The organism is Streptomyces sp. NBC_01485 (assembly GCF_036227125.1).
Taxonomy (GTDB): domain Bacteria; phylum Actinomycetota; class Actinomycetes; order Streptomycetales; family Streptomycetaceae; genus Streptomyces.
Genome location: NZ_CP109435.1, coordinates 2,257,382 through 2,271,940 on the forward strand (window position 1 = coordinate 2,257,382; position 14,559 = coordinate 2,271,940).

A 14,559-nucleotide genomic window follows, 5' to 3' on the forward strand; every position below is an offset into this window, starting at 1 on the left:
GCCCCCGGGAGCCGCTTGTGCATCGAAAGGCGGTTCGCCGATGTGGGGTTCAGCCACCCCATGCCGGATGGCGCGGGTCGTCCGCGCGGACGAGGACGTCGGCCGCGGTGGCCGGTTCGGTCTCCTGGGCGTAGCGCTCGAAGGCGGGCAGCGTCCAGTGGTCGGCCTCGGGGGTACGTCGGCGCAGGGCAGGCGAGGAGAGCAGCACGTGGACGGTCAGATCGAAGGGGAACCAGTGACGCAACAGGAGGGGTCCATGCAGCAACAGGAAGCCGCCGGGCGGGAGTTGGACGTAGGAGCTGCGGGTGGCGCGGTCAGTGACGGGGTCCCGGAGGTCGGGCAGGATCCGTCCGTCGCCGCCGGGTTCGAGGGGATTGAACACCTCGCGCCACAGGGCACTGGTGTCGAACCAGCCGTCGTAATAGGCCTCCACGTCGTGATGGCCGTACTCCAGGCGGAGGGAGGCGGGGCGCAGGAAGCCGTGCGTGTCCACGACACGGGAGGGACGTCCGCGGGTGCGCAGGGCCTCGGCGACGCGCTCGGCGAGGTCTCCGGGACGGGCCGCCGGGGCGCCGTCGAAGGCGATGCGTGGCCAGGGGCCGCCGTCGTCCGGCTTCAGGTCGAGCAGCCGCTCGGCGAGGAGGTCGCCGAGCCGTTCCCAGGTGATCGCTTCGAGTCGCACACGGCCCATGATGCGTCAGCCGCCGGCTCGGACGCCTCGAACTCCTCGGACTTACGGGCGGCGAGCAGTTTCGGGAGATCCGGGAGACGCGTCCCACTCCAGGCGCTCCGGGCGCGGGCCGTCTTCGAGACACCGGATGAGCGGACCTCACGGTGGCGGTGCTGGACGAGATCGCGGTGCCGACACCGCACCGTACCCGGGTGTCGCTGTACAGCTCGGCGAGCTCGGCGAACAGGAAGGAGGACATGGGCCGCTGACCAGGTGCCGCCGCGTCCACCAGGGGGAATGAAGCCCCCATGGCACGTGCATCGCTCACAACTCCAGCACCCCGTACCGGGCTTGTCGTCGTCCAGCCGTTTCGGCGGAAGCACTGCGCCGCGTGTCGTCGCGGACCGATGCCGATGGTGGTCCTGGAGGACGCCGCGCCGCGCTGCCTCGACTGCGCCGATCTGGGGCACCTGGTGTTCCTGCCGCGCGGTGACACGGCACTGACGCGCAGGTCGCGGGAGGAGAGCGGGCTGTCGGCGGTGGTGGTCCGGTTCAACCGGCGCAAGGGGCGTTACGAGCGGCAGGGCGTCCTCGTCGAGGAGGCGGCGCTCGCGCGGGCCGAGGAACGGTGTCTGGCGGACGCCGAGGCGCGGCGGCGGCGCCGGGTGAGGGACGCGCGGCGGCGGGCGGCGCAGGACGAGCGGTTCGCGGAGACGTTCGCGGCGGAGATCCTGCGGCTGTTTCCGGGCTGCCCGGGAGACCGGGCGCGTGGGATCGCGGCGCACGCCTCGTTGCGCGGCAGCGGCCGGGTGGGGCGCAGTGCGGCCGGGAGGGCGTTGTCCGAGGGCGCGGTCGTCTCGGCGGTCGTGGCGTCCGTACGGCATCTGGACACGCCGTACGACCGGCTGCTGATGAGCGGCATGCCACGACACGAGGCGCGCCGACGGATCGCGACGGAGGTGGAGGGACGGCTGCGGGAGTGGGGGGCGGGGAGGGTGGGGGGAGGGGGAGGGGGAGGGGGAGGGGGAGGGGCCCCACCCCCCATAGGTCCTCGCGTGTCGTCACCTGTTGTGGGGATGGTCATCGATCATGAGCGGGGTTGTACTTGAGGTGGCGGACGGTACTCGGCAGGATCCGCGGTCCACGGGTGGGAGTTGACGTTGTCATGATCGAGGGGCCGTATCTGGTGCTCGCGATGCTGGGCGCTCTGGTGACGGGGCTGATGGCCGGGGTCTTCTGCGCCTTCTCGGTCCTGGTGATGCGGGGGCTCGCCGCGTTGCCGTCCACGCAGGGCGTCGCGGCGATGAACGCGATCAACTCATCGGCGATGACACCCGCGTTCATGGTCCTGTTCCTCGGCGCCGCGGCGCTGTGCGCGGTGATCACTGTGGTGACGTTCGTGTTGTGGCCGGACCACGGAACCGTTCACCTGCTGCTGGGCAGCGGGCTGTACCTGTGCGGCACGTTCGGGGTGACCGTGATGGCGAACGTGCCGCGCAACGAGGCGCTGATGCGGCTGGAGCCGGGTACGCCGGAGGCCGTCGCGTACTGGCCGACGTATCTGCGTGAGTGGACGAGGTGGAACCACGTGCGCACGGTCGCGTCCGCGGCCTCGGCGGTCGTGTACGTGCTGACCCTGGTCTGACGGCGCTGTTCCCTCCTGCGCTGGTGGCCGACGGGACGTATCGTGGCCGAAAGAGTGCCGCCCGATGACGCTCGGCCTGTCGCACGCGTACGCGAGGAAGACGTCCATGGCCGATCCCAAGGGATTCATGACCACACCCCGCCAGGACTGGCCGCGCCGGCCGGTCGAGGAGCGGGTCCGGGACTGGGACGAGGTGTACGTCCCCGGAGCGCTGCTGCCCATCGTCAGCAAGCAGGCCGACCGCTGCATGGACTGCGGCATACCGTTCTGCCACGACGCCTGTCCGCTCGGCAATCTGATCCCCGAGTGGAACGACCTGGTGTCGCGGGAGGACTGGCGGGCGGCGAGCGACCGGCTGCACGCGACGAACAACTTCCCCGAGTTCACCGGCCGGTTGTGTCCGGCGCCGTGCGAGGCCGGGTGCGTCCTCGCCATCAACCAGCCGGCCGTCACGATCAAGAACGTCGAGGTCGCGATCGCCGACCGGGCCTGGGCGGACGGTTTCACACCGCCGAGGCCGCCGGACCGGCTGTCGGGGAAGACGGTGGCGGTGATCGGTTCCGGTCCCACGGGGCTGGCCGCGGCGCAGCAGTTGACCCGGGCCGGGCACACGGTCGCCGTCTACGAGAAGGACGACCGGCCCGGCGGGCTGATGCGGTACGGCATTCCCGCGTTCAAGATGGAGAAGCACCATCTGGAGCGGCGGATCGAGCAGATGCGGGCGGAGGGCACGAAGTTCCGTACGTCGACCACCGTCGGGCGGGACGTCATGGCCGCGGATCTACGGTCGCGTTACGACGCCGTGGTGATCGCCACCGGGGCGACCGAGTGGCGTGAACTGCACGTTCCGGGGCGGGAGTTGACCGGCATCCAGCAGGCGATGGAGTATCTGCCGCTGTCCAACCGGGTGGGTGAGGGGGATCTGGAGACGTCCCCGATGTCCGCCGCCGGAAAGCATGTCGTGATCGTCGGCGGTGGCGACACCGGGGCCGACTGTCTGGGCACGGCGGTGCGCGAGGGTGCCGCGTCCGTGACGCAGTTGGACATCTACGCGCAGCCCGGCGCGGATCGCGACGAGGACGCCGACCCCTGGCCGACGTATCCGAAGATCTACCGGCTCTCGGCGGCGCACGAGGAGGCGCGCGACCTGGAGTCCGCGCCGGCGGCGGACGCGGACGCGCGGCTCTTCGCGGCGTCCACGCTCCGCTTCGCGGGCGACGAGACCGGGCACGTACGGTCGCTGCACCTCGTCGAGGTCGACGAGCGGCGCAGACCGGTCGCGGGCACCGCGCGGGTGCTCCCCGCCGACCTCGTACTGCTCGCCCTCGGCTTCTCCGGGCCCGACCGGGAGGACGGGCTCGTCGAACAACTCGGGCTGACGCTGGACCCGCGGGGCACGATCGCGCGGGACGGCGGCTTCGCGACGAACGTCCCCGGCGTGTTCGCCGCGGGTGACGCGGCGCGCGGCCAGTCGCTGATCGTGTGGGCCATCGCGGAGGGGCGGGCGGTGGCGGCGGCCGTCGACCGTCATCTGACGGGGAGTTCACGACTGCCGACGCCGATCGGGCCGTACGACCGGCCGATGAGCGTCTAGGGCCACGTCTGGCCCCCGTATGGAACTTGTGTGACCTTGGCTGAACCTTGCCTGGAGCCTGCCTGGGGCACACCTGGGACGGATCGTTTCAGCGCCGCTCGTCGGCTTCAGCACCTGCTCGTCGGGTTTCAGCGGCGCTCGTCCGTCCCCGCCACCTTCCCCGTGGCCAGGGCCACCCGGTTCCAGGTGTTGATCGTGCAGATCAGGGCCAGCACCTGGGCCAGTTCGCGCTCGTCGAAGCGGGCGGCGGCCTCGGTGTAGACGTCGTCCGGGACGCCTCCGTCGGCGACCAGCGTGACCGCCTCCGTGAGGGCCAGGGCCGCCTGTTCCTTCTCGGTGAAGAAGTGACGGGCCTCGCGCCAGACCGCGACCATGTGCAGCCGGTCCTCGCTCTCGCCGGCCTTGCGGGCGTCGTTCGTGTGCATGTGGAGGCAGTACGCGCAGTGGTTGAGGTGCGAGGCGCGGATCTGGATGAGTTCGACGAGCGCCGCGTCGAGGCCCTCGCGGGCGGCGGCGTCGAAGCCGATGAGGGCGCGGAACGCCTTGGGAGCGGTCTTCCCGAAGTCGAGGCGGGCCTTGTCCGTCGTCGCGTTCGTCGTCGCCGCGTTCGTCGTCGTCATGTTCTTCGTCGTCATGTGTCTCAACCTAGGGGCCGAAAAGACCCCCCGTAGGGTGCATTTTCATGGCGAATTCTTGGGTCAATTCCGCGGAGCGGATCGGTGCCGACCTGCACCTCGCGGTGGAGGGGCCGGGCGGGCGGCGGGCCGCTCTCATCCGCGCGCTGCGCGAGGCCGTGCGCAGCGGGCGGCTCGCTCCGGGAACCCGGCTGCCGCCGTACCGCTCGCTCGCCTCCGACCTCGGCGTCGCCCGCAACACGGTGGCCGACGCGTACGCGGAACTCGTCGCGGAGGGCTGGCTGACCGCCCGTCAGGGGTCCGGCACCCGGGTCGCCGACCGGGCCGTACCCCTGCGACACGCCGAGCGCCCGCCCGTTGAGGCACCTCCACGCGCGCGTGGCCCCCTGCACGACCTGCGGCAGGGCGCCCCGGACGCGTCGTCGTTCCCGCGCGCGGCCTGGCTGTCCGCCTACCGGCGGGCGCTCCAGCAGGCGCCCAACGAGGTGTTCGGGCCGGGCGATCCCGCCGGACGCCGGGAACTGCGCGAGGCCCTGACCGAGTACCTGGCACGCGCGCGTGGCGTACGCACGGAGCCCGAGCGCATCGTGATCTGCTCGGGCTTCGCCCACGCCCTGCGTCTCCTGTTCACCCCGGCGTTCACACCGGCGTTCATCCCTGCGTTCACGACAGCTTCCACCCCGGCGATCACCCCGGGCAGCGGAGTACTGCGCGGTCCGCTGGCCGTGGAGGCGTACGGGCTGGACTTTCACCGCGACCTGCTGGCCGCGGCGGGCGTGCGGACGACTCCCCTCCCCCTGGACGCCGACGGGGCGCGCGTCGAACGGCTGGGGCGCGAGCGGGCCGTCCTCCTCACGCCCGCGCACCAGTTCCCGACCGGCGGCCCGCTGCACGCGAGCCGCCGGAACGCCGTGATCGACTGGGCACGCGCGCGTGGCGGGGTGCTCGTCGAGGACGACTACGACGGCGAGTTCCGCTACGACCGCAAGCCCGTCGGCGCGGTCCAGGGGCTCGATCCCGAGCGGGTGATCTACGTCGGCTCGGTCAGCAAGAGCCTGTCGCCCGCGCTGCGTCTCGGGTGGATGGTGCTGCCCGAGCGGTACGTCGCCGGCGTCCTGGCCGCCAAGGGCGAACGGGAGGCCTGGGCGGGCGTCCTCGACCAGCTCGCCCTGGCCGACCTCGTCGCGTCCGGGGCGTACGACCGTCACGTACGGCGTATGCGGCAGCGTTACCGCGCCCGTCGGGACCGGCTGGTCGAGGCGCTCGCCGCACACGCGCCGCACGTGGAGGTCACCGGGGTCGCGGCCGGGCTCCACGCGGTGCTGCGGCTGCCGCCCGGCACCGAGCGGCCCACGGTGACGGCGGCCGCACGGCAGGGCGTGGCCCTGGACGGCCTGGCCGCGTTCCGGCATCCGGCGACGGACATGACCCCGCAGGACGGCCTCGTCGTCGGATACGCGACCCCGTCGGAGCACGCGTACGGGGCGGCGTTGGACGCACTGTGCAGGGCGCTGCCACGGAACGCGCAGCGGGGTCCCGCGTCCGGATGAGGCGCCGCGAGTCAGCTGTGACGCGCTACGCAGACCCCCGTAAATCCCCGTAGACCCCCATAGATCGTCGCAGGAAGACACAGTTGACTCGTGCCACCGCGCACGCTTCAGTCAATCAGCAGGGCGGGTCAGGAGAGCAGGAAGTCCGCCTCTCCCGCCTTGGCTCCCTCGATGAAGGCCGTCATCTCGTCGGAGGTGTAGATCAGCGCCGGACCGTCGGGGTCGGTGGACTGCCGGACGGCGATGCGGCCGTCGGCGAGCTTCATCGCCTCCAGGCAGTTGCCGCCGTTGCCGCCGCTCCACGGCTTGTGCCAGCCCTCGCTGCCCAGTTCCCGGGCGGGCATGCCGTTGTAGATCCGCTGAGCGCGGACCCGCGGCCTGGACGAGGTCTTGATGCGATCCATTCACAACTCCTTGCGGAGATCCCGGAGGATCTCCTTCGTGCGATGTGCTGTGGCGGCCTGCGCCGCCATGCGGTCCATGACCTCGAGGTGGGTCGCCACCTCGGTGCGCGCGTCGAGGTAGACGGCGCCGGTCAGGTACTCGCTGTAGACCATGTCCGGAAGCTCCGGCATGGCGAATCGGAACAGCACGAAGGGCCCGTACGTGCCCGGATGCGGCCCGTTCGCGAACGGGGCTACTTGCAGCGTCACGTGGGGCAGCTCCGCGGCGTCGAGCAGTTTGTCGATCTGCGCGCGCATCACCTCCGGGCCGCCGACCGGGCGGCGCAGCACCGTCTCGTCCATCACCACCCACAACCGGGGCGCGTCCTGACGGGTGAGCAGATCCTGGCGTTGTATGCGCAGGTCGACGAGGCGCTCGATGTCCTCGGGCCGGGTCTGGCCGATGGCGCCGGAGGTCAGGACGCCACGCGCGTAGTGCTCGGTCTGGAGCAGGCCGGGGACGAAGTGGGGCTCGTACTGGCGGATGAGGGAGGCGGCGCCCTCGAGGCTGACGTGCATCGAGAACCAGCCCGGCAGGACGTCGTGGAACCGCTGCCACCAGCCCGGCCTGTTGGCGTCCTCGGCGAGTTGGACGAAGCCGTCGGCCTCCTCGTCGGTGACGCCGTAGGCCTTGAGCAGCAGTTGCATGTACGGGATCTTGAGGCCGACCTCGGCCATCTCCATACGGCGGACGGTGGCGGGCGCGACGCGCAGGATGCGGGCGGCTTCCTCGCGCTTGAGCCCGGCGCGTTCCCGCAGGTCCAGGAGGCGCCGGCCGAGGACGACCTGTCCGACCGTCGGCGCGGACCGTGGTTCGCTCACGCTCCACCTCCACGAAGAGCCCGGTGGGCCGCGCGGGCGCTAACGCGGGCCCCGACCCGGCCGGTCACGAAAAGAATCCCGACAGCCCTACGGCGCCACTCGAAGACCTGATTCGAAGATCTGTACGACTGTGTACGGATTCTCCAATGATCCCAATTGGCGCCGTTCGACGTGCTGTTGCGAGCAGTGTGCCACGGCCCTTCACCACGTCATACGGCACTCTGCATTTTTCAGAGTGACACTTGCCAAGTGTTCACGGCGGGGCGATAGTGGCAAGCGTGATTCCGTCCGCGCCCTTAGGAACAGACGCCGCCGCAGGCCGCCCCCAGGGTCTCGGTGCCAGCGCGGGAGCAGGCCCCGACCAGGCCGCTGCCGAGCGCCGGTTCCGATTCGAACTGGCCGCCCATCCGGGTTCCCCCGCCCAGGCCAGACGCCTGACGAGGGCCCGGCTGACCGGCTGGTCGGTGTGCGCGGACACGTGTGACTCCGCCGCTCTGGTCATCACCGAGCTGGTCACCAACGCGATCGTGCACACCGCGAGCGACGTCGTCGTCTGCGAGCTGCACGACACCGACCACCTGGTCCGCATAGCCGTGCGTGACGAGGGTTGCGCGCCGGGTGAGCCCCACCCCTCCCCGCAGCGTCCCGAGGCGGAACACGGGAGGGGTTTGCTCCTCGTCGAGGCCCTCTGTCACGCCTGGGGCGCCCATGAGCACGGGCCCGGCCTGCTGGTCTGGGCCGACCTGCCCCGCAAGGCCGACGCGCCCCGCGACCCCGCCGAACCCCGCAACAGCCTGGGCGTCGACCCCGCCGAGCAGCGCCACGCCGACCTGGGCGAGCTCCTCGACACCCTGGACGAGTTCCCCGACGCCCCCGGCACCACCGGCGCACCGCGCACCGGCCCCGCCGGGCCCCGCAACGACCTCGGCTGGGGCGCCCGCCCGAAGCCGGGACCGTCCGACGGCCCCGGTGACGAGGGCGAGCCCGCGGAGCAGCACCACCGGCCCGCCGAGCAGCGCCGACGGGGAGTGCCCGACCAGGCCGCCGACGGTCCGGCTCGCCGCGTGACGCCACAGCGGCACCGCGCCCCCGAGCACGACGCCCGCGTCGCGCGCGACGCACGGATACCCGGCCACCCCGCCGGCGCCCACCCGCTCCCACTCCCCGTCCCGCTCCCGATCGCGCTGCCGCTCGAACACGGCCGCGAGCGGGGAAGGATATGAACGCCGGCCCCGGTCGGGCTCGGGTGCTGAGCCTGGACACGCTCGTACGCCTGAAGCGCGGTCCGGCCGGGGCTTCCGCCCCCGCCCCCGAACCTGTGCACCGGCTGGCCGTGCCCGACGGGATGACGGCCCCCCTGGGCTGCGACGCCGTGTCCGTCCCGGCCCATCTCGGCCCGCTGCTCATGCCGCGCCTGCCGCGCATGGGCTGCGTCTTCGCCGACGAGGCGCACTGGTGGTGGCTGGTCCCCGCCGACTCCGACTACGCCCTGGAATGGCCCGCCCCGGCCCGCTACTCCATGGGCGCGAGCGTCCCGGACGCGACGCGCCTCCCCGGCCTCGTCCACCGACCGGACGGCACGCTCCCGTACACCCCGCCGATACCCCTCTACCTGGCCCTGTGCCGCCTCACCGGCACGACGCCCGTATGGTCGCGGCCGATCAGCGCGTAGCCCCTGCCTTTCGCGTCCCGCCCTTTCGCGTCCGGTCTTCCGGTCTTCCGGCGTCCCGTCTTCCACGTCTTGCCTTCCGCCAGGCCGTCCAGGCACCGTCCGCGACGCCCTGCCCAGCGCACGCCCGCGCGTCCCGGCTCCCTCCTCCCGCGCCCTGCCCGCACGCGTCTCGTCCCGCGATAGTGGCCGTCGTCCACGAGCGCATGGGGAGGCCGACGGTGGGACAGGCGGAGGAAGCGGAGCAGCCGGCGAAGACAGGGAAATCGGAGAAGACGCGGCGGTCCGAGAAAGCGGAGCCGTCAGGGAAGGCGGCGACGGCTGGGAAGGCTGGGAAACCGCAGGGTTCCGACGAGCGTGACGTGTCCGAGTCGGAGCGGCTGCTGTTCGGCGGTCCGCTCCGCTACGACACGGGCTGGAACCAGCACACGGACGCCTTCCTGGAGCTGAACTTCCGCGCCATGATCACCGAGCTGCCCTCCCTCCTCTCCGCCAGTTTCCGGCTGGCCCGCCAGGCCGACCCGCGCGCCGCCCGGATCGTGCTGGTCGCGGAGGTGGGCCGGGGCGTGACGCAGGCGGTGAGTCTGCTCGCGGTGAACAGTGTGCTGGGCCGGCTGATCACCGGCGGCCCGATCGAGGACCGGTTGCGCGGCGCCGCCCCCGCGCTGGCCGCCATGGCCGTCGTCCTGCTCGTCGGAGTGGTGCTGCGGGCCGCGTCGACGTACGCCACCGGGCGGCTGGAGCCCAAGGTGGAGCGGGTGGCGACCGAGCTGTACCTGGAGCGGGCGGCGGCCGTGGAGCTCGCCGCGATCGAGGACCACGCCTTCCACAAGCTGCTGGACACCGCGCAGTACGGCGCCCGGTCCAGCCGTTACATGATCAGCCACGGCACGCGTGTCGTGAACGCGATGATCTCGCTGGCCGCGGCGGCCGGCGTGCTGACCGTGCTGCACCCGTTCCTGCTGCCGCTGCTGGTGACGATGACGCTGCCCAGCGCCTGGAGCGCCCTGACGAACGCCCGGCGCCGCTACGAGTCGTTCCACACCTGGGTGCAGCACGCGCGCGCGGGTCATCTGATCGCCGGTCTCCTCACCGAGCCGGAGGCCGCGCCCGAGATCCGCGTCCACGGGGTCGGGCCCTTCCTGCTGCGGCACTTCCGCGCGATGTCGGAGACCGCGGAGGCGGAGCAGGCCCGGCTGGCCCGGCTCGCGGCCCGCACCGGCCTGATCGCGGCGACCTGGACGGGCCTCGCGACCCTGGCGACCTACGCCACCCTCGGCGCCCTGCTGCTGACCAAGACGATGGCGCTGGCGGTGGCGGGCACGGCCGTGATCGCGATCCGCAGCGGCTCCGCGAGCCTGAACACCCTCGTCCTGGAGGTCAACCAACTGCACGAGGAAGCCCTGTTCGTGGGCGACCTGCAACGCCTGTACGTCGAGGCGGCCGAACGGGCGATCCCGGTGGGCGGTACGGCCCTGCCGGAGGATCCGCGCGAAATCCGCTTCGAGAACGTCACCTTCGGCTACCCGGGTGAGTCGGCGCGCCCCGCCCTCGACGACATCAGCCTCGCGCTCCCCCTCGGCCGGATCATCGCGCTCGTCGGCGAGAACGGCTCCGGCAAGACGACCCTGGTGAAGCTGCTGGCCGGGCTGTACAAGCCGGACCGGGGGCGGATCCTGTGGGACGACGTGGACGCGGCGGGCGCGGACCGGCACCAACTGGCGGAGCGGGTCGCGATGGTGGCGCAGGACTTCAAGCGGTGGCCGTTCACGGCCCGGGTCAACGTGGCCATCGGCCGCAGCGCCGTGCCGCTCACCGAGGAGCGGCTGGCCGCGTCGGTCGCGGAGGCGGGCGCGGAGGACGTCGTCGCGGATCTGCCGCGCGGTCTGGACACCCTGCTGGCCCGGCACTTCAGCGGCGGTCACGAGCTGTCCGGCGGCCAGTGGCAGCGCCTCGGCATCGCGCGGGCGGCATACCGGCGCGGGCGCATCCTGATCGTGGACGAGCCGACGGCGGCGCTGGACGCCCGGGCCGAGCTGGAGGTCTTCGAGAAGATCCGCGCGCTGGCCGACAGCGGCCAGACGGTCGTCCTGATCACCCATCGGCTGGCGTCGGTCCGGCATGCGGACCTGGTGCACGTCCTGGACCAGGGCCGGCTGGTGGAGTCCGGGACTCCGGACGAGCTGCTGGCGGGCGGTGGCGTCTACGCCGAGCTGTACGCACTCCAGGCCGATCAGTTCACTACGCGGGTGCCCGCCCCGTCACAGGCGGGCTGACACCTCGCAGGCTGACCCGTCGCAGGCGGGCTGATCCCTCACGGGCAGGCTGCCCGACCCTGGCCGGCCGGCCGACGGCTCACCGTGTGGCGTCGCTGCCCGGGACGACCACCAGGAACGTGTCCGTGGCGAGGTCCATGACGACCTCGGCGGGCAGCCCCTCCATGCGCCGCGCGTGCGCGAACTCCTCCGCCGGCCACGACCCGCGCGGCCCACCCGCGGGAAAGCGTTCGAGCACGGTCCGCCCGTTCACCATCTCGCACCTCCGGCCTCCGATGAGCGTCATGCTTGTAGGAGTTAACGCTCATCGGACGTCGAACGCCTCGCCCGGTTGCGGGACTGAGACGTAGTTGACACGGATTCGGCGCGGACTGTGAGGATCCGGTCACTTTCCGAACATCTCAGACACCTTCCGTGTCAACCTCCGTACTCGTCGTGGTAGCGGACGCGGGTAGCGCCTGCGGGTCCCATAGCCGTCAGGTCCAGGAAGCTGGTCGCCGGGCCGAGTCGGTCGAGCCCGCGCTCGAACGTCGTACAGGTATGGAAGACGCGGTCGCCCTCGCGCAGGAAGCAACTGACTCCGGGCCGCTCGACGAAGCCCCCGTCCTGCTCCACCGTCGCCTCGAAGTCGCGGTTGAAGTCGTCGTCGTCCGAGGAGTCCCAGGGCAGCGTCCAGCCCATCCGCGCCTTGAACGGCAGGATCCTCGTGAACGGCGCCCGGGACACGGCGGCGAACGAGGTCCCGCGCGCGTTCAGGTGCGCGAGGTGGCCGACCTGGTCGAGGAAGGCCGCGCAGCAGCGGCAGCCGGTCTCCCACTCGGGGGCGAACATGAAGTGGTGGACGACGAGTTGGTGACGGCCGTCGAAGAGGTCGAGGAGCCTGGCCTTGCCGTTGCCGCCGTCGAAGACGTACTCCTCGTCGACCTCGACCATGGGCAGTCGGCGGCGCTCGGCGTTCAGCGCGTCACGCGCGTGCCACCGCTTTCTCCTTGGCCAGCAGTTCTTCGCGCGCGGTGCGCCACTGCGCACGCGAGACGATCTCCGGAAGCTCCGGATGCGCCATGGCTGCCCCTCCTGTGCAACGGTCCGTCGGAGGGGGTGACTTTCGGGCGGCGCGGAACTCATCGCCGCCGCCGAACGTTTTTGCGTGCAGTGCTTTCGTGGAGTGAGCCGTGACCCGCAAAACGAGCCAGGGCGGGGCTACACCGCCGTCGGCAGTGTCGGGGCGGTGGCCGGGAGGCCTATCCGTTCCCTTCGGGTGGCGAGTTCGGTGAGGAGTTCGGTGAGTTGCCGGCGGTGGTGGGGGGTGAGGTGGCCGGTGTCGTCGAGGTGGACGGCGCAGGCGGTGGTTGTGTCGACGAGGCGTTCGAGGAGGGCGGCGAACTCGTCCGTGCCCTCCGTGTGCCGGGCGAGGGCCGGGAGTTCGTGGGCGGCGAGGGCGCTGGCGGTGCGGGCCCCGGCGAGGGTGCGGTAGGCCTCGCGGCGCAGGGTCCAGCGGACGGCGCGGTCGTCGGAGCCGTCGGAGCCCTCGGGTCCGTCCGAGCCGTCAGGGCCCTCGGGTCCGTCGAGGACGTGGGTGAGGTAGGCGTGCGCGGCGCCGGCCGCCACGGCCAGTTGGGCGCGTACCTGGCCGCCCCGCTCCCCCGCCATCGGCAGATGCCCGACGATCAGCACGATCGCGCAGGCCAGCAGCGTTTCCGCGATCCGGCTGACGGAGGCCTGCGGCTCCCCGCCGACCATCACCAGGGACAGCACGAGCACGGTGGCGACGGCGGTCTGGGCGGCGAAGTGCCGGGTGGAGACCGGTATCAGCGCACCGCAGAGGGCGACCAGCGCCACGAGCCCCTCCGGCCGGGGCAGCACGGCGGCGAACCCGGCGAAGAGCAGCGCCCCGAGCAAGGTCCCCGCCGCCCGGGACAGCACCCGGGACACCAGGGGCCCGAGGTCGGGCTTGACCAGGAAGACGGCGGTGGCGGGCAGCCAGTACCAGTGCGTGTGCTGCCCGTACCAGTGGGAGTGGTGCAGGGCCTGCGCGATGGCGGCGCTGGCCCCGAAGGAGAGGCCGACCCGCAGCCCGTACTCGCGCCCGCCCGCCCCGAACGCGGCGCGCAGCAGGGCTCGGGCACTGCGCCGACGGGTGTGCAGGTCGCCCCCGCCGCCTTCGTCGAAGGCGTCGGCGGCGTGCAGCAGGGCGTCGTCGAGGGCGCGCAGCGCGGGCGCGGACCGGGCGGGCGCGGGCAGCGACCCGGTGTGCGTGTTCTCGCGTACGGCGGCGGCGAGCCGCCGGGGTCCGGCCAGGGCCCGTTCGGAGACGGGCTCCCCGCCCCATGCGAGCGCGGTCGCGGCCTCGGCGAGGGGCAGCGCGGCGGCGTACTGGGCGTGCAGCCGCCGTTCGGCCGAGGAGCTGGCGTAGCGCCGCAGCCGGGGGCCGGCGAGGGCGTCCTGGGCGTGGTCGAGGGCGGCGGTGAGAGCGGCGCGGCGGGCGGTGGCGTGCTCGGTGCCGACGGCGTCGAGCAGTTCCGCGACGGCGTCGTACACCCGGGCCACCGCGTCCCGTTCCCCGTCGAACCGGAAGTCGCCGGTCAGGGCCCCCGGCGTGGGCAGCGCGAGCCGCAGTGCGAGCAGCCACGCCGCCCCGGCGAGGTAGGCGAGGGCGAGTGTCCAGCCCGGCTCCGGCACCGGCATCCCGGCGCCGATCGCCGCCGCGACCAGCAACTGCGTGCCCGCCCCGGAGGCGACGGGCCCGATGGCGCTCATCCCGCCGGCGAGGAGCCCGAGGCCGGTGAGGACGGCCGTCAGCACGACGGCCCCGACGTGACCCCCGACGTACGTCCCGACGAGCAGCCCGCCCGCACCCGCGAGCGCGGGCTCCCCGAGCCGCCGGACGGAGACCCGCCGGCTGCCGGGCCGGTCGTTGATCCCGGCGAGCATCGCGGCGATGGCGGCGACGACCCCGAGGGACGTGCGGTCGACGAGGACGCCGACGAGCAGCAGGGGTCCCGCCGCGAGCGCCCCGCGCGTGACCGCGCTCCAGGGCACGGGACCGCGCTGGGCGCGCAAGGGGTGGGCGAGCCAGGGCGGGAGAGCGGCGAATACGCGGGAGTGGACGGGTGCGCGGGAGTGGACGGGTGCGGACGAGCGCGGGGACACGAAGCTCCTGTCGGTGCGAGGGCGGGGGTGTGCCTTCGGGCGACGGTGGCCGGGGCGGTCGAGTCAGGTCGAGTCGGCGTGTCGGGTCGAGTCGGCGTGTCGGGT

General features: G+C 72.7%; 12 protein-coding genes and 2 pseudogenes. 7 read left to right on the top strand and 7 right to left on the bottom strand.

The genetic code is table 11. The features are described 5' to 3' along the window. Positions 1 to 49: 49 nt before the first annotated feature. On the bottom strand, positions 50 to 691 hold the full coding sequence (locus OG352_RS10440; protein WP_329216226.1) for a uridine kinase: 642 nt from the start codon (positions 689 to 691) through the stop codon (positions 50 to 52). A gap of 287 nt (positions 692 to 978) precedes the next feature. Between OG352_RS10440 and OG352_RS10445 the strand changes: the two are divergent. The 3 genes and pseudogenes from OG352_RS10445 to OG352_RS10455 all read left to right on the top strand — a co-directional run. Then, positions 979 to 1,659: pseudogene (locus OG352_RS10445) on the top strand (DUF2293 domain-containing protein); the annotation flags it as partial. A 176-nt stretch (positions 1,660 to 1,835) separates the two neighbouring features. Next, positions 1,836 to 2,315, top strand: coding sequence for an anthrone oxygenase family protein (locus OG352_RS10450; RefSeq protein ID WP_329216230.1), 480 nt, complete (start codon positions 1,836 to 1,838; stop codon positions 2,313 to 2,315). Positions 2,316 to 2,421: 106 nt separating this feature from the next. Further along, complete coding sequence (locus OG352_RS10455) at positions 2,422 to 3,909, top strand: glutamate synthase subunit beta (RefSeq protein WP_329216232.1); 1,488 nt, start codon at positions 2,422 to 2,424, stop codon at positions 3,907 to 3,909. Positions 3,910 to 4,037: 128 nt separating this feature from the next. On the opposite strand, the gene OG352_RS10460 is transcribed toward OG352_RS10455, so the two are convergent. Further along, positions 4,038 to 4,544: a carboxymuconolactone decarboxylase family protein gene (locus tag OG352_RS10460; protein WP_443072198.1), complete on the bottom strand. Its 507-nt coding sequence runs from the start codon at positions 4,542 to 4,544 to the stop codon at positions 4,038 to 4,040. A gap of 47 nt (positions 4,545 to 4,591) precedes the next feature. Here OG352_RS10460 and pdxR point away from each other — a divergent pair, with 47 nt between their 5' ends. Further along, positions 4,592 to 6,094, top strand: a complete 1,503-nt coding sequence (pdxR, locus tag OG352_RS10465; RefSeq protein ID WP_329216233.1) for a MocR-like pyridoxine biosynthesis transcription factor PdxR — start codon at positions 4,592 to 4,594, stop codon at positions 6,092 to 6,094. 128 nt (positions 6,095 to 6,222) lie between these two features. Here the strand turns inward: pdxR and OG352_RS10470 are convergent, their stop codons facing one another. Together OG352_RS10470 and OG352_RS10475 are read right to left on the bottom strand one after the other, a co-directional pair. Next, positions 6,223 to 6,498: a DUF397 domain-containing protein gene (locus tag OG352_RS10470; protein ID WP_329216234.1), complete on the bottom strand. Its 276-nt coding sequence runs from the start codon at positions 6,496 to 6,498 to the stop codon at positions 6,223 to 6,225. Continuing rightward, positions 6,499 to 7,359 carry a helix-turn-helix domain-containing protein gene (locus OG352_RS10475; RefSeq protein WP_329216235.1) on the bottom strand — a complete coding sequence of 287 codons (861 nt, stop codon included), beginning with the start codon at positions 7,357 to 7,359 and terminating at the stop codon, positions 6,499 to 6,501. 278 nt (positions 7,360 to 7,637) lie between these two features. On the opposite strand from OG352_RS10475, the gene OG352_RS10480 reads away from it, so the two are divergent. The 3 genes from OG352_RS10480 to OG352_RS10490 all read left to right on the top strand — a co-directional run bounded on the left by OG352_RS10480 (position 7,638) and on the right by OG352_RS10490 (position 11,304). Continuing rightward, positions 7,638 to 8,582 (top strand): ATP-binding protein, encoded by a 945-nt coding sequence (locus OG352_RS10480; protein WP_329216237.1) that lies wholly within the window; start codon positions 7,638 to 7,640, stop codon positions 8,580 to 8,582. Continuing rightward, positions 8,579 to 9,031: a hypothetical protein gene (locus OG352_RS10485; RefSeq protein WP_329216238.1), complete on the top strand. Its 453-nt coding sequence runs from the start codon at positions 8,579 to 8,581 to the stop codon at positions 9,029 to 9,031. Before OG352_RS10480 ends, OG352_RS10485 begins: the two co-directional genes overlap by 4 nt. 359 nt (positions 9,032 to 9,390) lie before the next feature. Beyond that, on the top strand, positions 9,391 to 11,304 hold the full coding sequence (locus tag OG352_RS10490; RefSeq protein WP_329216239.1) for an ABC transporter ATP-binding protein: 1,914 nt from the start codon (positions 9,391 to 9,393) through the stop codon (positions 11,302 to 11,304). 79 nt (positions 11,305 to 11,383) lie between these two features. On the opposite strand, the gene OG352_RS10495 is transcribed toward OG352_RS10490, so the two are convergent. The 3 genes and pseudogenes from OG352_RS10495 to OG352_RS10505 all read right to left on the bottom strand — a co-directional run bounded on the left by OG352_RS10495 (position 11,384) and on the right by OG352_RS10505 (position 14,364). After that, the gene (locus OG352_RS10495) at positions 11,384 to 11,590 is read right to left on the bottom strand and encodes a hypothetical protein (RefSeq protein ID WP_329224185.1); all 207 of its coding nucleotides are present in this window, start codon (positions 11,588 to 11,590) and stop codon (positions 11,384 to 11,386) included. A gap of 131 nt (positions 11,591 to 11,721) precedes the next feature. Further along, positions 11,722 to 12,367: pseudogene (locus OG352_RS10500) on the bottom strand (DUF899 domain-containing protein). A gap of 137 nt (positions 12,368 to 12,504) precedes the next feature. Next, positions 12,505 to 14,364: an FUSC family protein gene (locus OG352_RS10505; RefSeq protein WP_329223781.1), complete on the bottom strand. Its 1,860-nt coding sequence runs from the start codon at positions 14,362 to 14,364 to the stop codon at positions 12,505 to 12,507. Between the last annotated feature and the right edge of the window lie 195 nt (positions 14,365 to 14,559).